Genomic DNA, 22743 nt, shown 5'->3' with positions numbered 1-22743 from the left:
GATGAGCGGCAGCGACGCCCGCGCCCTCGCCCGCTCGCTGCTCGATTTGTGCCGGATGCGAAAGCTGATGATCGCGACCGCGGAGTCCTGCACGGGAGGCCTGGTCGCGGGCGCGCTTACCGATATTCCCGGCTCTTCTGACGTCATCGACCGCGGCTTTGTCACCTATTCAAACGACGCCAAGCGCGCGATGCTCGGCGTCAAGGCCTCAACGCTGACGACCTTTGGCGCGGTCAGCAAGGAGACCGCGACCGCGATGGCGGTCGGCGCGCTGGAAAAGGCCGGCGTCGATCTCGCCGTATCCATCACCGGTATCGCTGGTCCGGGCGGAGCCACGCCGGGCAAACCGGTCGGCCTCGTCCATTTCGCCGTCGCATCGCGCGACGGCAAGATCCTGCACCGCGAATTCCGTTTTGGAGCCGTCGGCCGCACCACCGTGCGCCAGCGCTCCGTGGTGGAAGCGCTGCGCATGCTGATGGAACTGGCGCGCGGACCGCAGCCGCCGGTCAAACCGCGACGTCAGACGATGAGCCGGTTGCGTCCGCGGGTCGCGCGAACGCCACGGCGCAGCGCCGTCAAGCGACGTCGGCCGACACGGACCTAGCCGATCAGGGCTGCGCAGCCAAAGCCTTGGCGCGCGTCTCGCTCAGCGAGCTCACCGGCGTCAATGCTTCCGGGCTGATCGAAAGCTCGATGATGGCCGGCAATCCGCTTGCCACGGCTTCGTCGAAAGCGCGCGCAAAGTCTTCCGTGCGCTCGACACGCGCGCCAAAACCGCCGCAGGCGCGGGCCAGTGCGGCAAAGTCCGGGTTGGCGAGATCGGTGCCGGAAACGCGGCCGGGATAGGTCCGCTCCTGGTGCATCCGGATCGTGCCGTACATGCCGTTGTTGCAGACGATCACAATCAGCGGCAGCCGGTTTTCGACCGCGGTCATGAACTCCAATCCGGTCATCTGGAAGCAGCCGTCGCCGGCGAACGCGATCACGGTGCGCTCGGGATGCTGCAGCTTGGCGGCAACGGCCGCGGGCAGACCGTACCCCATCGAGCCCGAGGTCGGCGCAAGCTCGGTGCGGTATTGCCGATAGCGCCAGAACCGATGCACCCAGACGGCATAATTGCCGGCGCCGTTGCAGATGATGGTGTCGTGCGGCAAGCGATCGCTCAAACCGCGCACGACCTGCGAAAGCTGCACGTCGCCTGGCGATCGCGTCGGCTCGGCGAAGGCGAGATAGTCGGCATGCGCCGCCTTGACGTAGTCGGCGCGCGAGCGATGTTTCGGCTCCAGCCGCCTGATCGCAGCGGCGAAGGCCGCGCTGCTCGCGACCACGCCGAGCGTCGGGGAATAGACACGGCCTATCTCTTCCGGGTCGGAATAGATATGGACCAGCGGCTGCTTCGGCTTCGGAACATCGAACAGCGTGTAGCCGGACGTGGTCGCCTCCCCCAACCTCGCACCAAGCGCGATCACCAGATCGCTGGTGCGGATTCGTTCGGCGATCTTTGCGTCGAGACCGATGCCGACATGACCGCCATAGCAGGGGTGCAGATTGTCGAAATAATCCTGGCATCGGAACGAGACGGCGACCGGGACCTCGTGCGCGGCGGCAAACGCTTCAAGCTCGCGGCGGGCCTGATCGCTCCATCCGCCGCCGCCAACGATCAGGAACGGCTTCTTCGCCTCCGACAGCAGCGCATGGAACTGCCGCAAGGCGCCGTCATCGGGCGCAACCGGAATCGGATTATAGGGCGGCGCATCCGACACCTCGGCGGTGTCGGTGAGCATGTCCTCCGGCAGCGCCAGCACCACCGGACCGGGTCGGCCCGAGGTCGCGGTGAAGAAGGCGCGGGAGATGAATTCGGGAATCCGCCGCGCATCGTCGATTTGCGCGACCCATTTCGCCATCGGCCCGAACATCAGTCGATAGTCGATTTCCTGGAACGCTTCGCGCTCCATCATGTCGCGCCCGACCTGGCCAAGGAGCAGGATCAACGGGGTCGAGTCCTGGAAGGCGACATGGACGCCGGCGGAAGCATTGGTGGCGCCGGGGCCGCGGGTGGCGAACACGATGCCGGGCTTTCCCGTGAGCTTGCCATAGGCATCCGCCATCATGGCCGCGCCGCCTTCATGCCGGGCGTTGATGAACCGCACCCGCTGGCTCTGATACATGCCGTCGAGGGCGGCCAGAAAGCTCTCGCCGGGCACGCCGAACACAGTATCGGCGCCGTGCAAGGCCAATTGCTCGATCAGAATATGTCCACCGGTTCGAAGATTGCCATCCATCGGCTCGCCCTTCCGTTGCGGGATTTACGGATTTGGACCCGGCTTAAAGAATGGCGTCGGCACCAGCAACCGGTTTCCTGCGAGATCTGATATGTCGCCGGTCATGTTCCTTGCTGGACTTTCGGCTCAACCCGCGCCTCAACGCCGGTCACGGCCTCATAGGCCTTGATGACGGCGGTGCAGGATTCGCCGTCGTGCCCGAGCAGCGCCGCCTGCCGGTAGGTCTGGTGCACTGCCTCCGCCATGAACCCAGGCAGCCCCGCCTCCTCCAGCCAGCGCGCGTAATAGCGCACATCCTTGCGCGCGTTCGCCAGCGACATCAGCGGGGTGAAGTCGCCTTCGAGCGTGGCTTGACCATAGAGATCGAGCATGCCGCTCTTGCCGCCGGCGGCCGAGATGATGCCAATCACCTGGGAGAGATCGAGCCCGTCTTTTGCTGCGAGCGCAAACCCCTCGCACCACGCCGCCACATTAGCGAAGGCGATATAGTTATGAATAAGTTTGAGGCGGATGGCGTGTCCCAATGGACCGATGTGGAAGATGTTCTCGGCATAGAGCTCGAAATACGGCCTGAGATCGTCGAGCAGGTCGCCCTCGCCGCCGAACAGCACGTTGACCTTGCCGATGTCGGCGTGTTTCGGGGTTCGCGTCATCGGCGCCTCGGCGTAGCGCCCGCCGGCCGCACGCACCATGCGCTCGAGCTTCGCAACCATTTGCGGGTTACCGGTGGTGTGATCCACTATGATGAAGCCCGGAGCGGAACCGGCGAGCAGCCCGTCGCGACACGTCATCAGCGCCTCGACATCCTCGGCTTCATTGACGCAAATCATGACGATGCGGCAATTATCGCGGATTTCCTGAACACCGTTGGCAGCGGTCGCGCCGAACGATTGGGCAACGGACACGGCGGCGGGGTTGAGATCGTAGGCGGTGACTGCCACGCCCTTGGCGACGAGGTTCTTCACCAACCCTCGTCCCATTCCACCGAGGCCGATAAAGCCAACGCGTTCGAATGTCATCTTCGGCCTTCCCCGTGATTTTGGCGCTCTCTTGAAATTTTCTTGGCATTGGCGTGTGGGCAGCGTCATCGCGCACCGTCAGCTTTTTCTTCGGGCTACCACGACGGCAAGCTGTCTGACAACCTGATAGTTCATTGCGCCGACCGCTCGATTTCGATATCCCTTCGGATTGGCGTGCCCCATAGTGTCCGGATCAACGGCTGCAGCGCCATCAGGGCAGGACGATCAATTTGAAAATCAAATCGCTTGAACGGAGTCCTTCATTACCGGAGGAGATCGTCGCCAGCCTGACCGGCGCCCTGCACGCGGGCGAGCTTCGGCCAGGCGACCGCTTGCCGTCCGAACAGGCGCTGGCGAACGAGTTCGGGGTTGCGCGGACCGTGGTTCGCGAGGCGATCTCGCAGCTCAAATATGATGGCGTCGTCCAGAGCCGCGTCGGCGTCGGCGCCTTCATCGCGCAGCCGCAGGAGCGGACGGCGTTTCGGATCAGCCCTGCGTGTTTCCAGAAGCGCAAGGAGCTATTGAAGCTGCTGCGCCTGCGCAACGGCGTCGTGATCGAGGTCGCAGCCGACGCGGCGCTGGCGCGCTCCAACCGCGACGTTGTCCGCATGGAGGCGATCCTCAAGGAGATGCGCGAGGCGATCCGCGATCGCGAACGCGGCGCCGAGCGCCATTTCGAGGCCGAGCGCCAGCTGATCCATACCATCGCCAAGGTGGCTGACAATGAGCACGCCCTTAATTTCATCATGATGATCGACGGCCAGATCGCCGAGAAGCTGCGATCGGTCGCCGTCAAGAACACCAAGGCCACGGAACTTGCCACTTTTGCGATCGAGGAGCAGGCCCGCCTGGTCGAGGCCATCAAGCGTGGCGATGCTGCCGCCGCGCGGGACAAGGCCCGCAAGCATTACGACAACGCCGCGCGCCGCCTGGCCGATCGCGCCGACCTAGCGGATGTTTAGCCGGTTCTCGCTGGCCCTGCCCCCGTCTTTCCGTAAACCGCGTCCGCCCGCTTCTCGAACGCGGCGGCAAAACGCTGGAACGCGGTATCGAACATCGTCCCCATCAGCATCGCCAGCATCCGGCTCTTGAATTCGTAGGACAGGAAGAATCCGACGTCGCAGTCGGTTTCCGATCGCGGCTCGAACGTCCAGCGGTTTTCCAGATTGCTGAACGGGCCCTTCAAATACTCGACCATGATCTTCAGGTTCGCCCGGTCCAGCGTCACCCGGCTGGTGAAGGATTCCCGCACCAGCTTGAACGACACCGTCATGTCAGCCACCACGATTTCAGTGCCGTCCGGCCTCGCCGTGCGCTGACGGACCCGCAGCGACTGGCACAGCGGCACAAATTCCGGATAGCGCTCGACATCGGCGACCAGATCGAACATCTGCGGCGCGGTGTGATGAACCCGGCGCTTGCTGGAAAAGCGCGGCATCAGTGGATACTCGCCCGGTTCTGTTTGATCGCGATTTTCTTCAGATAGTCGTCCGCCTGCGTCCGATCGGTGAAGCAGACGAGCGATTGATCGGCACGCAGCCCCTGAAAATAGACTAGGAGTTTCGGCCGCTGTCGCTGGCGATAGGTCCAGACATAACGAAAAAACTCGAAGTCGATCCTCTCGGGGCAACCCTCCGCCATCTCCGGGCGGACCTTGCCATAGCTGCCGGCGATCCGCCTCATGATGCCGAGCATGCAGTTCCGGCGCGGCAGGTCGAACCAGATCACGGTGTCACTGATCTCGCGGCGCAGTTCGCCCGCGCCGCTGCTGGTGTAGTTGCCGTCGATGACCCATTGCGGCTGACGCACGACCTCGGCCACGCGCTGCCCGAACTCCGTATTATCTGAGGGAACCCAGCCGGGTTTCCAGTACAACGCATCCAGTGAAACGAAGGGAATGCCTGCGATCTCCGACCGCCGCTGGGCAAATGTCGATTTGCCGGACCCCGACGATCCCATCACAAGAACACGGTGCATTGGTTCAATCCGAGGCTAGCGGCCCCGCGCGACGCGCGCCGCCTGCAGTTTTGCAAAGTCCTCGCCGGCATGGTGCGACGAGCGAGTCAGCGGGCTCGCCGATACCATGAGGAAACCCTTGGTGTAGGCAACCTTCTCGTAGCCTGCGAACTCGTCCGGCGTCACGTAGCGCATCACAGCGTGATGCTTGCGGGTCGGCTGCAGATATTGCCCGATGGTGAGAAAATCGACCTCCGCCGAGCGCAGATCGTCCATCACCTGCAGCACCTCGTGCCGCTCCTCGCCAAGGCCGACCATGATGCCCGACTTGGTGAAAATCGTGGGGTCGATCTCCTTGACCCGCTGCAACAGCCGGATCGAATGGAAATAACGTGCCCCCGGCCGCACGGTGAGATAACGCGCCGGCACGGTCTCCAGATTGTGGTTGAACACGTCGGGTTTTGCCGCCGCCACCACTTCGAGCGCGCCCTCCTTGCGGAGGAAATCAGGCGTGAGAATTTCAATCGTCGTGGTCGGGCAACGGGCGCGGATGGCGCGGATCACTTGCGCAAAATGCTCGGCGCCGCCGTCGGCGAGATCGTCGCGATCGACCGAAGTCACCACGACATGGGTGAGCCCGAGCTTGAAGGTCGCTTCCGCCACATGTTCCGGCTCGGCGGCGTCGAGTGCGCCGGGCATGCCGGTCTTGACGTTGCAAAACGCGCAAGCGCGGGTGCAGGTGTCCCCCATGATCATGAAGGTGGCGTGCTTCTTGTCCCAGCACTCGCCGATATTCGGGCAGCCAGCCTCCTCGCACACCGTGACGAGGCCGTTTTCCTTGACGATCTTGCGGGTGTCGGCATAGCCGCGGGTGTTCGGCGCGCGCACCCGGATCCAGTCCGGCTTCGGCGGCGACAGCGCATCCGGCCGGTTCACCTTTTCGGGGTGACGCGGGCGCACCTGGTTGGCGGAGACGGTATCGACAAGGACGACCATGTTAAGTCCGGAAATGGCAAGAATACTTAGCTAATCCGTGTCGCCTGTAGCTGCAACCCGGTTGCGGAAGACCACGCGCCCCCGGGCTCGCGAAACCCGGCAGAACGTGCAAGATAATGACGAATTTCACCCCTTCCGCGAACGATTCTCACCTGAAAATGGTTCAAAGCCCCAAGCCTGCCGACGGCGCCGCCCCCCGACTCGGCAAGCCGCTGAAACGCTCGTTTTTTGGCCGCAGCGTGCACGAGGTCGCGCCCGACCTGATCGGGGCGACGCTGCTGGTCGGCGGCGTCGGCGGCATCATCACCGAGGTCGAGGCCTATCATCACACCGACCCGGCCGCGCATTCCTTCAACGGGCCGACGCCGCGCAACCGGGTGATGTTCGGCCCGCCGGGATTTGCCTATGTCTACCGCTCCTACGGCATCCACTGGTGCGTGAACTTCGTCTGCGAGGCCGAAGGCTCGGCCAGCGCCGTGCTGATCCGCGCGCTTGAGCCGACCCATGGCCTCGCTGCCATGCGCCGCCGCCGCGGCCTGCAGGAGGCGCGCGCGCTGTGCACGGGACCGGGCAAGCTTTGCGAGGCGCTCGGCATCACGATCAAGCATAACGAACTGCCGCTGGACCAGCCGCCGTTTGCGCTGCATGCGCGCGTCAGCAAGGCGGAGACCATCGTCGGTGTCCGGATCGGCATTACAAAAGCAGTCGATCTGCCGTGGCGCTATGGCCTGAAGGGATCGCGGTTCCTGAGCAAGCGGTTTTGACAACGCGGTTTCTCTTTCAGCGTCATTGCGAGCGCAGCGAAGCAATCCATGTCGCCGAGCAAAGAAAGAGTGGATTGCTTCGCTTCGCTCGCAATGACGTGGATACAGTTTCGCGTTCTCGCGACGTTATTCGCCCGAGGTTTGCATCTGATGCCCTCGTCAAGATGAGAGGGCGCAGGGAATGCCGGGTGCTTGCCGCACCCGCGGTCCCGTGTGCAGTTGCACTTAAGGAAATGCGCACACGAGCATACAGGTACAGCCGGAGCAGTCCGGCATTCCCTGCGCAATGGTTTGACGGCTTATGCCGAGCTCTCCCTGGAGACGAATTCCTCTTGCCTCCATCGCTGACGAATTGACGGTTCGCATGACCCGGTTGGGCGACTGCAAACCTCCGCCAGCTTGACACCAGCCACGGGTGCCAGGACCACACGGTTTTGCCGTACGCAGCTTCCCTCGCCAGAGACTTCAACCGGCCAAGTGCGTGCCGGCCGAAGCAGAAAGCGAAAGCGTTTAAGCGTCGTTCGTCTGCGCGCTGTGTTTGCTCACGGATAACCGCCCTGCGAACACCTTGCGCGCCTGACGCTGCCGCGTCCACCGCAACCCGTCCCAACGTTCGTGACGATGGCCAACGCCCCTCTTCTCGGGACGGGATGGCGGGAGTTGTACGGGTGATTTGGGGCGCCCGAGAAGCGGATTATTTTTGCGTTCGAGGCTGGACGGGGCAAATCAGCTTGAAGTTGCTGGAAAAAATCGAATATTGGCGCAGGGGCGAGAGGCTTGCGAATTTCAACCAAACAGACAGTAGGCCCGCATGAGCAAAGCGGGATAGACCGCCCATCCGATGTCGCCGTTGCTTATCCGGGCAATTCTTGATGCCCAGCGTGGTCCGAAACCACGAGTTGAGTGCACTTCACCGTAGTTCGTAATTCCTCATGTTAACGTCTGGAACGGAACAGAAGCGTTCCATCCTTTCCATTGAGACTGCTATGAGATTGTTTCGATCTTACCGATGCGAAGAAGGACACGACTGGGTCGTGGAGAGGCAAGAGAATGAAGACGAACGGCCATCTGACTCGATCTGTCCAGAGGGGCACCCGGCGATCACTTGCCGGGTAGAGCCTCCGGTTGATGATGTGCAGATCCTGATTAGCCCCGCTGCGAGGATAGTCGATCCGCTGAGGGCGCAGCGAGTCCTTGACGGACGCTATTATTTGTCTTTGCTCGACAAAAGCGGAAGAGAGATTTGTGCCTCCAAAGAACATTATGATTGGGATGCCGTCGTAAAACTTGCTGCGTTTTTCAGAAAGCGATCTGTTGAGTCGCATGGGCGTGGTGGAAAAAGCGCGATCTTTAGCAAGCAAGTAGCCCGCATGAGCGCAGCGACATGCGGGACAAAGCAAGACCCGGATCTCGCTTACGCTGATCCGGGCTATGCTTCCTGCTCGCTGCTACTTCGCACACCTAGTTGTAGCCGCTGGTGCCGGCCGACGTGCCGCCGAATTGAGAATCGCCGGTGCCGCTCAACGTTGTCGGACCATCCGGATTTCCGTTCGCATTGCCGTAATTCGGATGCAGGACGACGGCTGGAGTGGCATACATGGAGCTTCTGACGAACGGTTGATGATGCGCCGTATTTGCGAATGCATACGTGCTTGAGAGCATTGACGCGGTGACCAACGCTAACATTGCGACTTTCATGGCTCTGTCCTTTCGAGCGGTTATGCAAAGACCGTTACACAACGAACAGGTGGGGTTCGCTCCCCATTGTTTCCATTAAATTCGGGTTTAGTGACGTGCCCTGCCCGGCCGCGATGGCCGCGCCGTGGATTCTGTTGACACTCGCGCGCGCTCCATGGGATGGGCACTAAATCGCGCGAAGTCAGCCGCAGCGTCGCGACCGGCGCTACATGTTGACGCTAACTGATCCGCAGGGCTTGAACGTTTGGAGCGAGCGCCCGTGCAAGCACCCCTCATGTTTCTGGGCGTAGGCAAGCAAGCCCATGATAATCAAGGCCACCACGACCAATCCGGCTACCAGGTTCTGCGCCATGGCTGCCACTCCGGGCATAAACGCTTCCGCTTCTCCGCACAGCCGGCCGACGCGCCCCACGAAAGGGGCGCCGCCCGGCTGCTGTCAGATTGTAACACGGCTGCCGTCGAAGCGCGTGAAGGAGAAGCCGTCGAAGGGCTCTCGGAGGGTGGTGCGCTCGTCCCGCAGCATCCCGATAGCCACTTCCTCGCCGATCGCCATAGAGGCGGAAGCGTCGGAACGCCAGTGGATGCCCGCCCAATTCCGTCCGAAACCGAAATTCACCGCGAGCTTGTTCAACTCTCCACCGACCGTGAGCGACGGGCCGCTGTAGGGTACGAGTTTCGTCGGGTCAGCCGGATCGGGCTGTACCGGGTTGGGGATAACGCGGCTCTCGTCGAAAAACGCCTTCAATATGGTAGCCGCGACGGCACCAACGCCGGTGGCACCGCCGGGATAGGTGGAGTGGAAGGGCGCGGCGTCCGGATAGGTTTGTGACAAAAGATAGGTGCCGTATTTTGCCTTGCTGCGATCGAGGGCTTCCGATTTCAGGAAGTTGTCGTGCAACGGGTAGTCGCTCACGCCATTGGCGAGGCGATGGTGCGCCAGACCGCCATAGGCTTCCGGTCGCACAGCCCGGTGCACGAAATACTTCTGCCAGTAGACCGCGCGGACGGAGTTACTGATCCCCGTGGCGAGCAGTGCCTGCACATAGGGGAACCCGAAGGTGGCAGCCCCGGGGCCCTGGGTTTTCGATTTCCGATACGGGTTCGATGGGTAGGACGCGGGCTCTGTCGGTGGATAGATCCCGGAGTAGCGTTGGTCCGTCCCACCGCCGGGGGTCGCAAGGAGCAGTGTTGCCGCCCACGCAAATGCAGGAGGCGTGCGGACATACTCCGCGAGATCTCTCCCTGTCGTTATGTATCGCGGTGTCGCGTCGAACTGCAGCCTGCGTTTCGATGGAGTGCCGTTCTGGATCGCCAGCCACTCCTCGTATTCGGTCAGGAATTCGCTGGCGGGTAACGTGGTGCGAATTTGAGCACTGATCCACTGTGTGGCATAGGGCACGTCCCGGAGCAGGAATTGCGAGATCAGCGGGCCGTCCAAAACGCCTGGAGGCGTGACGGAGCGGCCCTTCGGGTCAGCCGGGTCGAAATAAAGCGCATTGGCGCGGAACAGCGTACCGGGAGTGACCCGCCCACCAGACTTCGGCCCCCGGAAATCGGCGAGCTTGTTGATTTCCTCGGTTGCTGCGAGCACGTCGCGATTGGAGGTGTCGTCGCGCAACTCGGTAAGCGGAACGTCACGAAGCAGAGCTTGCCAATAGACCTCGACCGCCTCGCCGCCACGCTCCGCGCTTGCAAGCGCCGGTGCCGGCGGTATCGCAATCTGAGTAGGGTTTATGCCGCTGAGACTGACGGCCTGTGTGCCGATGGGATTGACCAGTTTGCGCGTGCCGCCGAGCGAGATTTTCTCGAAATCAGCGGGATCGCCCGACTGGCAAGCGGCATAGAGCGCCTGCCATGCAGCTTGTTCCACTTCGCCGCGTTTGTCGTGCGGCAGGCCCCGTGTATCGGAACCGATCTTGTTGGTGTAGCGCGCCTCATCGCCATTCGCGGGGTGGGGCGGGATGGCAATTTTCTCGTTGTTGCTCGCGCAGGCCGCTCGGACCTCGAAAGCGCGGCGCTTGAACGCCGCGTCGAGGGGCCGCGCCTCCACGCTCACGCCCACGCCCACAGTCTGCGCCGCGGCCGGGGCTACTCCGGGCATGCCCGGCGGCGACGTCAACACGGCGGCGCCAACAGCGATGCCGGCCCCGCCGAGCAGCGAGCGGCGAGTGACCGCGGTGGTCGTCGGCAGGGCCGGCGATGCCAGGTCGGATTCAATCGAAATGGTGGGGTGGTGGTCGGCCATGGAGAGTTCCTCCCTCGCAGGCAAATCCAGGATTGCGCCGGAGCCTTCCACTCTCTTGTGCGCCTGTCCTAGACGCGAAATGATGCAATCAGAAGGAAGCGGGAGGAGATTGACGCAGATCAATAAGTGAGTCGTGCGGACCAATCGGCAGAAGCGGTCCACCGGCTGCCGATCGCGCTGGCCAAGCAAGCCCGGCATCGTCGCAGGCGTCCGCTTCGGAACCACCAAAGCGTTCGACTTGCCGTGGCGCTACGACGTGAACGACTCAAAGTTCCCGAGCAAGCTTCTTCGGTTCGAGTCGAACTGGCAACGATGCAGCAACGACGCGCTTCGCTTTTTCAACAATCGCAACATCGACTCAATCCTGTCACGACACGCCCACGTTGAACGCGTAAGTGTGGCCTGCTGCTTCGTTTTGCGCGAGTGAAGTGCTCACAATTGTACCGCGTCGAATGCGTGAACACGCGGCGTGATGCGCAAACCACGGAGCCACCAAACAGCAAAAACTTCAAAAGAAAAGAGCTGTGCGATGGCGGGCGTGTTTCCTGTTCAGGGATTTGGCTTCCTCTCCAACTACAATGGTGCATTCGTCGCCAGTTCCGCGTTCGCCGCCATGGAGGCGATCGCGAGCACCAATGCAAACTCGATCGAGCTCGCGCCGCGGCTCTTTATGCAGACCAGGACGTCGAATGATGTCTCCGCGGATCCCAACAAGACCGAGAGCGACGCCAACATTATTCAGGCTGCGGCAAATGCAAGGGCAATCGGGCTTTCGGTTACGTTGAAGCCCATGGTTTCAGCTCTCGATGGTACGCTCGCCTACGCACTTGTTCCGAGCGATCCCGCCGCCTTCTTTGCTTCCTACAAGGAGGAAATGATCCACATGGCTGAAATCGCCGAGCAAGCCGGCGTGACCATGCTCTCGATCGGCAATGAACTCGGCAAGCTCTCCGGACCCCAGTATCGAAGCTACTGGGTCGACCTCATCGATTCCATACGTGCCGTGTTCCACGGCGAGATCACCTATGCCGCCGCAACCGACGAAGCCATCAATGTGAGCTTTTGGGACAAGGTTGATGTCATCGGAATCAACGCTTATCCGCCGCTGACGACGACAACCGATCCAACTGTCGAGGAGATGGTCAACGCATGGAACAGCATGTCGACGGACGACTATTGGGCGAAGGTGATGAATCACATGTCGCCGGTCGATTTCTTCCATTCCCTCGCCTTGCAGTACGACAAGCAGGTGTTCTTCACTGAAACCGGCTATCGCAGTGTCGACGGAACCAATATCCGCCCAGGCGGCTGGGCCGAAGGCACGACGCAGGACGTCCAGGAGCAACATGACGCCTTCAGTGCCTTCTTTCAGGTGTGGGGATCGGAAGGCGGAAGCTGGTTCAGGGGCGCGTCGATCTGGAACTGGGATACGAACAACAAATACTCGCCGATCGGCTACTCGCCGCAAGGCAAGCCTGCGCAGGAGTTGATTACTGAATGGTACGGAGGTCAGCACCAGCCGCCTGGCCAGACGCTAACGGGTTCTCCGTCCGCCGATCTGATGGATGTCGGCGGCGGCAATGACGTGCTGTCCGGCGGCGTGGGCAACGACACGATCAAGGCGGACGGGGGCGACGACACCATTACCGGCGGCCCCGATACAATTCCCAAACTCGCGGAAACGTCAGTTACGGTGACGGGTTACAGCTCCGTCGTTGACGGCGTCGGCGCCAGGATGCAGGTCCTGATTAACGGGCAGCAGGTCGGCAACACAGTCGAATTCCACGGCGCGACCGATGCGTCGGGTTTCCAGACCTTCACCTTCACGTTCACCAACCCGGCTACCGTCTCGAGTCTCGATCTCGCTTTCATCAACGATATCGCCACCGCCGACGGCGACCGAAACCTCTATATCAAGGACATCACCGTCAACGGCGAGCATCTTGCCGTTTCCGACGCTGTCAATCCAAGCTCGCCGGGGACCTGGAACCTCTATCAGAACAAGTCCATCCACTATGACATGACCGGTCACCAGGACCTGTTCTTCGGCTCGTCGACCGATGATGACAGCCTTGACGGAGGCGCAGGCAAGGACGTGATCAACGGCGGTGCCGGGACGGACCTGATCCAGGGCGGCGCGGGCAACGATGCCATCAACGGCGGCCCCGGCGCGGATGCGATCCACGGCGGGGCGGACGACGACACGATCAACAGCGGCGCCGGCATCACCACGGCAACGGATCAGCTCTATGGCGACGATGGCAACGACATCATCAAGGCCAGCGCCGGCGACACCGGCGCCCTGCTCGACGGCGGCAGCGGCAAGGACCAGCTCTATGGCAGCGGCGCCGCCAACGTCATGAATGGCGGTGACGGCAACGACTATCTCTCCGGCGGCGGCGGACTGGATACGATGCACGGCAACGCCGGTGACGACCAGATAAAAGGCGGCACCGCGGCAACCCAGATGTTCGGGGACGACGGCAATGACAGCCTGCAGGGCGGTACCAGCAGCGAGTTACTGTATGGTGGCGGCGGCAACGACCGGCTGACCGGCGGCGGCGGAAACGATTATCTGGCCGGCGGTGCCGGCAATGACACGTTTGTGTTCGCCCCTGGATTCGGCAACGACACCATTGCCGACTTCCAGAACACCGATGGCGTGCAGGACATCATTCAGTTCGACAAGACAGTGTTTGCGGACTTCAGCGCGCTGCAGTCGCACATGGCCGAGGTTGGCACCAGTGTCGTGATCACCGTTGACGCCAACAACACGATCGAGATCAAGAACACAACGCTGAGCCAGCTCCACGCCAGCGATTTTCTGTTCGTCTGAGGTCCACCGAAAGCAAGCAAGCAGCCTGCATGCCCTACTCCGCCCGATGGCACACCGCCTCGACCTTGTTGCCGTCGGGGTCGCGCAGGAACGCGCCGTAATAGGCGGGGTGGTAGTGGCGGAGGCCCGGCGGGCCGTCATCGGTGCCGCCGGCGGCGATGCCGGCGCGCCAGAAGGCGTCGACCTCGGCTCGCGATTTGGCCTTGAAGCACCAGTGGCGGCTGGTGGCCTCGTCCGGCCTCTCGCCCCTGTAGATCGCGATGTAGACGCGGTCCGGATACTGCGCGTCGGCGCGTTCGCCGTAGCCGAGCCAACGGTCGCTGCGGCCGACCTTGACGACGTCGAGCGCGGCCATGATCGCGTCGTAGAAGCGTTCGGCGGCGGCGAAATCGGATACGGTGATGGAGACGTGGTCGAGCATCGATCAGTTCCTCGATGATGACTCAAGCTATCGCAGCCGTCATTGCGAGGAGCTTAAGCGACGAAGCAATCCACCTCTCCGCGTGCCGCGCTATGGATTGCTTCGCTTCGCTCGCAATGACGGGGATGGTTCAGCGCCTTGCTTCAGAACGCCAGCTTCAGCCGCTCCAGCGCTTCCTGCAGTTTTGCCTTGCGCGCCACTGCCGCTTCGCGCTTTTCCTTTTCTTCCTCGACGATCTCTTCGGGCGCGTTGGCCACGAACTTCTCGTTGGAAAGCTTGGCGTCGACGCGCTTGATGTCGGCGTCGGCCTTGACGATTTCCTTGTCGAGCCGGGTCTTTTCGGCCGAGAGGTCGATCACGCCCTTGAGCGGCAGCGCCACGACTTCACCGCGCACCAGCAACTGCACCGCGCCTTCGGGCGGGCGATCGGCGAACGAGATATCCGACAGACGCGCCAGACGCTTGACGATGTCGCTCCAACGTCCCGCGCGGTCTTTGGTTTCGACTGATGCAGCCGACAGCACCACCGGGATCAACGTCGCCGGCGGAATATTCATTTCCGATTTCACCGAGCGGATGGCAGTGACGAGGTCGACCACCCAGCCGATCTCGGCTTCGGCGGCAGGATCGCTGAAATCTCCGGCGTCGAGCGCGGCCATGACAGGCGCGATCAGGGGATCGCCGGGGCCTGCCATCGCCATCGAAGCGATCTGTTCTTCGCTCACCGCGCTCGCCTTGCGCGGCCACTCGGCCAGCACCAGCAGGCCGTCGCGCCTGGCCGTTACCGCCCAGAGCTCTTCGGTGATGAAGGGCATGAACGGGTGCAGCAGCTTGAGGATCTCGTCGCGCGCCCAGGCGATCATGGCGCGGGTCTCGGCCTTGGCCGCCCCCTCCTCGCCCATCAGCAAGGGCTTTGCGAGTTCGACATACCAGTCACAATAGACGTTCCAGACGAAGCGGTAGATCGCATTCGCCGCGTCGTTGAAGCGATAGGCCTCGATCGCCTCGGTCACCTCGCGCGTGGCGCGCGAGGTTTCGTGCGCGATCCAGCGGTTCAACGTTTCCTTCGCCGCCGTCGGCTCGAAGCGGTCGGGCTTGTCGCAGCCGTTCATCTCGGCGAAGCGGCAGGCATTCCACAGCTTTGTCGCAAAATTTCGGTTGGTCTCGACCAGTTGCGGCGAGAGCTTGATGTCGTGGTTATGCGCGGCACCGCGCGCCAGCGCAAAGCGCAGCGCGTCGGCGCCAAAATCGTCGATGACGCCGAGGGGATCGATGACGTTGCCTTTCGACTTCGACATCTTCGCGCCCTTCTCGTCACGGACGAGACGGTGGATGTAGACGGTCGAGAACGGCGCCTCCTTCATGAAGTGCAAGCCCATCATCATCATCCGCGCCACCCAGAAGAAGATGATGTCCCATCCCGTGACGAGCACGTTGGTCGGGTAATAGCGCTTCACTTCGCTCGTTTCATCCGGCCAGCCGAGCGTCGAGAACGGCCACAGGCCTGATGAGAACCAGGTGTCGAGCACGTCCTCGTCTCGCGTGATGAATCCCTCGCGCTTGGCAGGATCCTGGGCCATCTCGCGCCCCTGCTCCGGCGTGATGACTTCCTGCTCGACGTAATAGCCGAGCGCGTTGCCGACGGCTTCCTCTTCGGTCTCGGCGACGAACACCTTGCCGTCGGGCCCGTACCACGCCGGAATCTGATGGCCCCACCAGAGCTGGCGCGAGATGCACCAGGGCTGGATGTTCTCCATCCACTCGAAATAGGTCTTCTCCCAGTTCTTCGGCACGAAGCTGGTCGCGCCAGAGCGCACCGCCGCGATCGCAGGCTGTGCCATCGTCTTGGCGTCGACATACCACTGGTCGGTCAGATAGGGCTCGAGCACTGTGCCGGAGCGGTCGCCATGCGGCACCATATGCGTGTTCGGCTCGATCTTTTCCAGGAAGCCGAAATCCTCCAGCCGGGTCACGAGCTTCTTGCGCGCGGCGAAGCGTTCGACGCTGTTCAATTCTTCGGCCAGTTGCTCCGAACCTTCCGGCAAGCCGCGCAAATAGTCCTCGTTGCCCACGAGGTTCATGCAGCCTTCCTGATCAAACACGTTGATCCGCGGCAGGCCATGCCGCTTGCCGACCTCGAAGTCGTTGAAGTCGTGCGCCGGCGTGATCTTGACCGCGCCCGACCCCTTCTCGGGATCGGCGTAGTCGTCTCCGACGATCGGGATACGGCGGCCGACCAGCGGCAGGATCACATGCTGGCCGATCAGATGCCCGATCCGCTCGTTGTCCGGATGGACTGCAACGGCGGTGTCGCCGAGCATCGTCTCGGGTCGCGTCGTCGCCACGACGACAAAAGTCGAGGGGTCGTCGGGGCTAAACGTCTTGCCCTCGATCGGATAGCGCAGGTACCAGAGACTGCCCTTGACCTCGATCTGCTGCACTTCGAGGTCGGAGACCGCGGTGAGCAGTTTCGTATCCCAGTTCACCAGCCGCTTGTCTTTGTAGATCAACCCTGCGCGGTGCAACTCGACGAACACCTTCACGACTGCCCGCGACAGGCCCTCGTCCATGGTAAAACGCTCGCGTGACCAGTCGCAGGAAGCGCCGAGACGCTTGAGCTGATTGACGATGGTGTCGCCACTCTCCGCCTTCCACTGCCAGACGCGTTCGAGGAATTTGGCGCGGCCGAGGTCGCGGCGGCCCGGCTCCTGCCGTTCCATCAATTGCCGCTCGACCACCATCTGGGTCGCGATGCCGGCATGGTCGGTGCCGGGCTGCCACAGCACGTCGCGACCGCGCATCCGCTCGAAGCGGCAGAGGATGTCCTGCAGCGTGTTGTTCAGCGCGTGACCCATATGCAGCGAGCCCGTCACGTTCGGCGGCGGGATCACGATGGTGAACGGCGCGGCATCCTTCCGTTCCGGGCGGCCGGCCATGAACGCGCCGCTCTCCTCCCAGATCCGGGACATGCGGCTTTCGATATCGGCGGGCTGGTAGTTTTTCTCGATCATGACAATGCAGTTGGGGTGCTGGGGGCGCGCTCTCGAGCAAGCCGTTGCCGGTCCGCCGAGAGAATACGCATCAAAACAACGTGGTAGCGCCGGGTTCTGATGTGATCGCGCCGGACGGCCCCTAGAAAGCCGCGACAGCGCCTCAAGTCAACCTGACAAGTCAATTTGGGGGCGGCGGGACGCTGCGGCAACGCCCGGCCAGACTGGTGAATAAGACGTTGGCGCCGCTCCGCCGGGGCGCCCTTGGGAGTCCCAAGTCTTGTGTGCAACAAGTCTTGGGTCAAACTAGCCCTGGTTCTAGGACTTGGAACTAGCGCCCGCGCGAAACCCGCTCGATCTCGGCCTTGACGATTCGCTCCACCAGGCCCGGCAGATTGTCATCCAGCCAGGACTTCAGCATCGGCCGCAGCATTTCCTTGACCAGATCTTCCAGTGTTCGCGCGTTGTTGCTCAGCACGGTATTGGCCAGGGAATTGAAGGCGGACTCGACGGCGGAAACGGTTGAACGCGACAAGATCGCCGGCCCAGGTGGTGAGTTGTCGAACGGCGGCTCGTGGACCGGCTGCCTGGCCCTGCGGGCCTCGCTGAATTCGATGTCGTCCGCCGGCTCGATCTTGTTGAACGACGACGCTGGCGGCGGCGTCGGATCAGGCAACGCCATCTCGTCGGTGAGCTCGAACACGTCGGCCTCGGGCTGCGGCGCCGGCCTGATATCGGCCTCGGGCGTCGCCGCATCGAGGCTCGCCAGCATCGCGTCAATGTCATCCTGGTTGTTGCTGGCGGCCGGTTCGGGCGGTGGCGGTGGCGGGGCTGGCGCGGGCTTGGGCGCCGCCGGCTTGGGAGCAATCGCCGAGGGCGGAATGTCCTTCATCACCGGCTTCGGTGCCGGCGCGGCTGCGGCCTCCGGCTTGGCGGCCGCAGGCTTCGCCTCGTCGTCGGCAATGATGCGACGGATCGACGCCAGAATCTCCTCCATCGAGGGCTCTTGGACCTTTGCAGGTTGCGTCATTTCCGACTCCACATCGAAACCATTTTATACCAAAGCCACGGAGGAATTGCCGGTTCCGGAATGCAGGCCGGGATTTTCATCGCAGAAGCCTGACTTGTCCCCAGATCAAGCCCACCCGCTGCACCGCGCGGGGGACTGCTCCCCTCAAAATGCAACCCGACGCGCGTCCGTGCGATGCAAGGACGCGAGCCGCGAATCGCTCAGCTCGCCCCGGAAACGGTACGTCATGGCCACAAATGATTGCAAGCAAAGCGCCCGGCGCTTCAGGCGCCGGGCGACGATTTCATCCCGCCTGTGCGGAAATTGACTCGGAGATCAGCGGCCGTCGGGCGTGCGCACGCCTGCCCAGCTATCGCGCACCTGATGATAGTGCACGCTCGGATCGTAGACCGTGGTCGGCAGGTTGAGCACCTGCGGCGACAGCCGTCCGATCTGGCTCAGCACGGAGTATGACGCCACCACGCGGTCATGCTGCGCGGTGACGAGCGCGACGCGCGCATTCACCAGCGCCTGCTGGGCATTCAGCACGTCGAGCGTGGTGCGCTGTCCGGCCTTGGCTTCCTCGCGCACGCCGTTGAGCGCAATTTCCGACGCCTGTACCTGCGATTGGGCGGAGGCGACCTGCGCCTTGCCGGCAACGAGCTGCCCCCATGCCGTGACCACGTTGGCGCGGGTCTGATCCCGGGTCTGGTCGAGAACGAGGCGCTGCTGTGCCACCGTTTCCTTGGACTGACGGATCAGCGAATATTCGGCGCCGCCCTGATAGATCGGAACGTTGAGCTGCGTAGTCACGGATGCACCGAACGAACGGTACTGGATCAGGCTCTGCTCATAAGACTGCTGAACCGCTGCCTGAAGCGTGACGGTCGGCAAGAGCGCGCCTTCCGCCACCTTGACCTGGAGGTAGCTGACGTCGATGCCGAACATCGCGGCGGTGACGTTCGGGTTTTGCAGCAGGCCGAGCTCGACGGCGGCCGGCAGTGTCGCCGGCAGGAAGCGGTCGACCGGTGAGCCCGGCGCCAGGTTTTGCGGCTCGTTGCCGATGATGCGACGGAAATTCGAGCGCGTCGTGTTGAGGTTGGCTTCTGCGGTGAGGAGCTGCGTTTTGCCGGCGGCGAGCTGGGCTTCCGATTGCGCAACGTCGGTGCGCGTCACTTCGCCGACATTGAAGCGGTCGCGCGTCTGTTTCAGCGTCTGCTCGAGCACGCGAACGTTGCTCTTCTGCACCTCGACGATCGCGGAGTCGCGCAAATAGTCCATGTAAATGGTGGCCGCCTGAAGCAGCACGGTCTGTTCGAGCACCCTCAAGCCTTCGCGCGCGCCGGAAACCTGGCTCTCCGCCGCCCTCGTCCGGTTCGCGGTCTGCTGGCCGTTGAAGAGGGTCTGCGTGATCGTGGCGCCGACGCTGCGCGGCGGATTGGTGCCGTTAATTGGGGGAGGCCTCCCGACATTGAGATCGCCGGTCTGGGTAAGGCTGTCAGTGTATTGGACGCCCGCGCTCGCCGTGACCGCGACTCTCGGGCGGTAGCCCGACAGCGCCTGCGGCACGTTCTCGTCGGTGATGCGCACCTGCGCGCGCTGCGCGTTGAGCTGCGGATTGTTTTGATAGGCGCGCACGAGCGCTGCCTCAATCGTGTCGGCCAATACGGGCGTCGAGCCCATGCACACTAATAGAAGGGCCGAAGCTGCAGCTCCGGCAAATTCCTTCACCCCACGCATCCCAAGCAATCCGATCTATTTTTGGTCGCCCGGCCAGTGAGCATGGTCCCACATGATCCTTAACCGAACGTCGCTTCATTCGAAGTGAGTCCCAGCTCACCTTAGTCCGCACGTAAGCCCGACGGAACTACTCAGGAAGTATAGACCGTCGAAACTCTTCACGTGGGGCAATCCGGCCACACTTCTGATTTCGAAGAGGATTTAGCCGGCCGCCAAGGGCGAATATTGGGCGTGGAAGGGGCTGAAAGGCTAGAAAACGAAGGCTGGAACGAGTTCCATGCCGGGCAGCACCGGGGCAGCGGCATCGAACAGCGTCCGGTGACCGAAATCGCCGTGCGAACAGGTCACGATGGTAGCCCGTGCAGGCCGCGACGTCGCGAAAACGCCGACCAATCGGCCGCCGCTGCGCAATTGCCCGTAGAGCAGCTCCGGCACGACCTCGGTTGCGCCGTTCAGCACGATCACATCATAAGGCGCGCTCGCGGGATCTCCATCCGCCGTCGCCGCGGCCCGGACCGCGACGTGTCCACAGCCATTGCCGGCCAGAATCGTCTGCGCCTTTGCCGCCAGCGCCGAATCGCTCTCCGTCGCGCTCACCTGGGGAGCGAATCGGGCGATCACGGCGGCGGCATATCCGGTGGCGCAGCCGACCACCAGGACGCGGTCGCTCTCCTTGATCTCGGCCGCCTGCAGCATCTTCGCCAGCACGGCGGGCTTGATCAGGTAGCGCTTGGCTGAGCCGCCTTCGCTGACGTCGAGATCGAGGTCCAGATAGGCCAGCGCCCGCTTGTTCTCGGGAACGAAGGCCTCACGCGGCACAGCCAGCATGGCATCGATGATTCGGATATCGGTCACGTCGCTCGGACGCACCTGACCATCGACCATATTCTGGCGCGCGGCCGCAAAACCGGACATAGGCTAAGACCCTGAAAGCATGCGGCGTTACCGCAAGAGAACTGGAACCGAGAGCTGAAAGCCCGGCCATCTTTGGTACAAGCTCCGGCAAAACGCAACATGCGCCCGGCTGCGGCCGGGTTATCCGCGGGCGAAGCGGAAAGCCGCCTATTCGACCGTGACCGCGAGCCGCGCGATCAGCCGCGCGACTTCGTCCAAATGGTCCGTATCGTGCGCTTCGTCGTGCGCTTCAATGGCCTGGGCGAGCCGAAGCAGGCATTCGTCGTCGCTCATGGCGGGAATGTCGCTCGGAACGATCGAAGGCCCCGCTCGCATCAGGTCGGTTGCAATGGCTGGCATCGAATCAGCTCCCTTGAAACCCGGCACTTCGGAGGCTCCGGCCCGATTGAGTCGAATTGGCGGCCCAATCCATGACGCCTGGGGATGACGGAATTGCACGAGATTGGTTCCGCTGCCCGCCCCCGGATGCCTAAAATGCCGACAAATCATTGTCGCGCAGCAACTTCCGGCCCGCTTCAAGCAAATGCGCTGGCCGCGATTTGGTCCTTTGCAAGCCCGGAAGGCTTTGTTATACGCTCCCCGCTCGCGAACCTTTGGTTCGCCTATTCCTCGGTAGCTCAGCGGTAGAGCATTCGACTGTTAATCGAATGGTCGCTGGTTCGAATCCAGCCCGGGGAGCCAAAAGGCTATATTTTACAGCAATTTATTAAGTTAGATCCGCCAGCAGCTTCAGCCGGCCGTCTCGGGGCAACACTGCGGGCAACATCCGGCACATTTCAACGCCAAGCATTTTTCCATGCCTGAATTTGCCGGCATCGCGATCGCGGTTTGCGTCGCGCTCTCCTTCGCAATCCGACTGACGCTGCGAAAGTACTTCCCGCCGGATACTTGACCTTGAACAGAGGCGCCAACCTCGCTTTCGATCTCACCTTCACCGGAAGTGGCAACTATCAAGTGTGGCGAGTAGATATTGTCCGGCTCGCCACGTTCGTTGACCCACCAACGACTTCTCAGGATGAGGCTCTCAACGAGGTAGGGGTAGTTCCTTGTTTGCACATTAGCAGGCGGCTCGATCACACGAGCGGCGATCCCTGAAACGTGAGCCGGTAGACCTTCCCCACCATTAGGCTCGATCCGCGCCGCAGATCGCCGCAGACTCAGTCGGCTTCTCTAAAAAATAAGCGCTAGACTGTCACTCGTGTGCGCCGCTCATCAAAGGTCCCTCGGAGTTTCGAGATGTCAGGCGCGATCCGCCGCAGTGAAGCTCATTGCGGGGATTCCGTAGACTTGTCGATCTGGGGCCGAAGGCGAAGAAATCGCTCTCAGCGATGCAATATGATGCCGGAGCAGCCCACCACCTGTCGGTCAAGAAAGAGCGAAATGACGCTTAGCGACAATCATTGTTCGCGTCCTTTCTTGGCAGGTTGTGGCGGATTGGGCGGCGCTGCCGCATTCGATCCTCGGAGGCTATCCACGCGAGCGGAAAGCCCACCCACCTGTTCCGACAGCAACTTCCGCCCGCCCTGCTCCGCTGATAGCTGCCGCTGGAGACCGCTGATCTGTTCCGCGACCCGTTGCTGTTCTGCCCGCAGCTCTTGGATCATTTGCTGGAGATTGGCCACAGCTTCTCTAGCCGTCTTGTCGGCAATCTCTGCAGCCGCAGACAGTTCAGCCTTGGGCCGAACAACAGCTTCTTGCGAGTTGTCGTATCCAATACGATTGCTGGCCCAAAGCACTGCACCGATGGCAACCGCGAGAAGAAGAATCCACGGCAATATTCGGCGTGGTCGTCTTGGCTCACTGCTAACACGATTACTTGGGGTGAAGTCGCTCATCTAGTTAGTAAACCGACAGCGATCGATTCGTTCCCCT

18 protein-coding genes and 1 tRNA gene are annotated in these 22743 nt (G+C 62.4%); 5 read left to right on the top strand and 14 right to left on the bottom strand.

What is annotated here, in order from left to right; genetic code table 11:
* The first annotated feature begins 1 nt into the window (after nt 1).
* Nucleotides 2–604, top strand: a complete 603-nt coding sequence (locus AC0QUY_RS14275; RefSeq protein ID WP_475387303.1) for a CinA family protein — start codon at nt 2–4, stop codon at nt 602–604.
* 4 nt (nt 605–608) lie between these two features.
* Here the strand turns inward: AC0QUY_RS14275 and AC0QUY_RS14270 are convergent, their stop codons facing one another.
* Nucleotides 609–2282, bottom strand: a complete 1674-nt coding sequence (locus tag AC0QUY_RS14270; protein ID WP_475387302.1) for a thiamine pyrophosphate-binding protein — start codon at nt 2280–2282, stop codon at nt 609–611.
* 101 nt (nt 2283–2383) lie between these two features.
* Nucleotides 2384–3370 (bottom strand): NAD(P)-dependent oxidoreductase, encoded by a 987-nt coding sequence (locus AC0QUY_RS14265; protein ID WP_475387301.1) that lies wholly within the window; start codon nt 3368–3370, stop codon nt 2384–2386.
* Between the two features lie 161 nt (nt 3371–3531).
* Between AC0QUY_RS14265 and AC0QUY_RS14260 the strand changes: the two genes are divergently transcribed.
* On the top strand, nt 3532–4263 hold the full coding sequence (locus AC0QUY_RS14260) for a FadR/GntR family transcriptional regulator (RefSeq protein ID WP_475387300.1): 732 nt from the start codon (nt 3532–3534) through the stop codon (nt 4261–4263).
* On the opposite strand, the gene AC0QUY_RS14255 is transcribed toward AC0QUY_RS14260, so the two are convergent.
* The 3 genes from AC0QUY_RS14255 to lipA all read right to left on the bottom strand — a co-directional run bounded on the left by AC0QUY_RS14255 (nt 4260) and on the right by lipA (nt 6253).
* Nucleotides 4260–4739, bottom strand: coding sequence for a type II toxin-antitoxin system RatA family toxin (locus AC0QUY_RS14255; protein WP_161854573.1), 480 nt, complete (start codon nt 4737–4739; stop codon nt 4260–4262). The genes AC0QUY_RS14260 and AC0QUY_RS14255 overlap by 4 nt on opposite strands.
* A complete protein-coding gene (locus AC0QUY_RS14250) occupies nt 4739–5122 on the bottom strand; it encodes a P-loop NTPase family protein (protein WP_475387299.1) in 384 nt (127 codons plus the stop codon). Before AC0QUY_RS14250 ends, AC0QUY_RS14255 begins: the two co-directional genes overlap by 1 nt.
* Nucleotides 5123–5293: 171 nt before the next feature.
* Nucleotides 5294–6253: a lipoyl synthase gene (lipA, locus tag AC0QUY_RS14245; RefSeq protein ID WP_161854571.1), complete on the bottom strand. Its 960-nt coding sequence runs from the start codon at nt 6251–6253 to the stop codon at nt 5294–5296.
* A 158-nt stretch (nt 6254–6411) separates the two neighbouring features.
* On the opposite strand from lipA, the gene AC0QUY_RS14240 reads away from it, so the two are divergent.
* Entirely contained in the window at nt 6412–7017 is a 606-nt protein-coding gene (locus AC0QUY_RS14240; protein ID WP_161854570.1) for a DNA-3-methyladenine glycosylase, read from the top strand.
* Nucleotides 7018–8478: 1461 nt separating this feature from the next.
* On the opposite strand, the gene AC0QUY_RS14235 is transcribed toward AC0QUY_RS14240, so the two are convergent.
* Together AC0QUY_RS14235 and AC0QUY_RS14230 are read right to left on the bottom strand one after the other, a co-directional pair.
* Nucleotides 8479–8715, bottom strand: coding sequence for a hypothetical protein (locus tag AC0QUY_RS14235; protein WP_161854569.1), 237 nt, complete (start codon nt 8713–8715; stop codon nt 8479–8481).
* Between the two features lie 436 nt (nt 8716–9151).
* Complete coding sequence (locus tag AC0QUY_RS14230) at nt 9152–10960, bottom strand: vanadium-dependent haloperoxidase (RefSeq protein WP_475387298.1); 1809 nt, start codon at nt 10958–10960, stop codon at nt 9152–9154.
* 529 nt (nt 10961–11489) lie between these two features.
* On the opposite strand from AC0QUY_RS14230, the gene AC0QUY_RS14225 reads away from it, so the two are divergent.
* Nucleotides 11490–13796, top strand: a complete 2307-nt coding sequence (locus AC0QUY_RS14225; protein ID WP_475387297.1) for a glycoside hydrolase family 113 — start codon at nt 11490–11492, stop codon at nt 13794–13796.
* 34 nt (nt 13797–13830) lie between these two features.
* On the opposite strand, the gene AC0QUY_RS14220 is transcribed toward AC0QUY_RS14225, so the two are convergent.
* The 6 genes from AC0QUY_RS14220 to AC0QUY_RS14195 form a co-directional block, all read right to left on the bottom strand.
* Nucleotides 13831–14217: a VOC family protein gene (locus tag AC0QUY_RS14220; RefSeq protein WP_161854568.1), complete on the bottom strand. Its 387-nt coding sequence runs from the start codon at nt 14215–14217 to the stop codon at nt 13831–13833.
* A 143-nt stretch (nt 14218–14360) separates the two neighbouring features.
* Nucleotides 14361–17228 carry a valine--tRNA ligase gene (locus AC0QUY_RS14215; RefSeq protein WP_475387296.1) on the bottom strand — a complete coding sequence of 956 codons (2868 nt, stop codon included), beginning with the start codon at nt 17226–17228 and terminating at the stop codon, nt 14361–14363.
* 310 nt (nt 17229–17538) lie between these two features.
* On the bottom strand, nt 17539–18237 hold the full coding sequence (locus AC0QUY_RS14210) for a PopZ family protein (protein WP_475387295.1): 699 nt from the start codon (nt 18235–18237) through the stop codon (nt 17539–17541).
* A 315-nt stretch (nt 18238–18552) separates the two neighbouring features.
* Complete coding sequence (locus AC0QUY_RS14205; protein WP_161854565.1) at nt 18553–19956, bottom strand: TolC family outer membrane protein; 1404 nt, start codon at nt 19954–19956, stop codon at nt 18553–18555.
* A gap of 249 nt (nt 19957–20205) precedes the next feature.
* Nucleotides 20206–20871 carry a protein-L-isoaspartate O-methyltransferase family protein gene (locus tag AC0QUY_RS14200; RefSeq protein ID WP_475387294.1) on the bottom strand — a complete coding sequence of 222 codons (666 nt, stop codon included), beginning with the start codon at nt 20869–20871 and terminating at the stop codon, nt 20206–20208.
* Between the two features lie 147 nt (nt 20872–21018).
* Complete coding sequence (locus tag AC0QUY_RS14195; protein ID WP_161854563.1) at nt 21019–21210, bottom strand: hypothetical protein; 192 nt, start codon at nt 21208–21210, stop codon at nt 21019–21021.
* 267 nt (nt 21211–21477) lie between these two features.
* On the opposite strand from AC0QUY_RS14195, the gene AC0QUY_RS14190 reads away from it, so the two are divergent.
* A tRNA-Asn gene (locus AC0QUY_RS14190) sits at nt 21478–21552 on the top strand.
* Between the two features lie 716 nt (nt 21553–22268).
* Here AC0QUY_RS14190 and AC0QUY_RS14185 read toward each other — a convergent pair.
* Nucleotides 22269–22706, bottom strand: a complete 438-nt coding sequence (locus AC0QUY_RS14185) for a hypothetical protein (RefSeq protein ID WP_475387293.1) — start codon at nt 22704–22706, stop codon at nt 22269–22271.
* Nucleotides 22707–22743: the final 37 nt, after the last annotated feature.

This window comes from Bradyrhizobium sp. WYCCWR15520, from assembly GCF_056174665.1.
The sequence above is the reverse complement of the archived record's forward strand: the minus strand, read 5'-3'. Positions and strand labels throughout refer to the sequence as shown.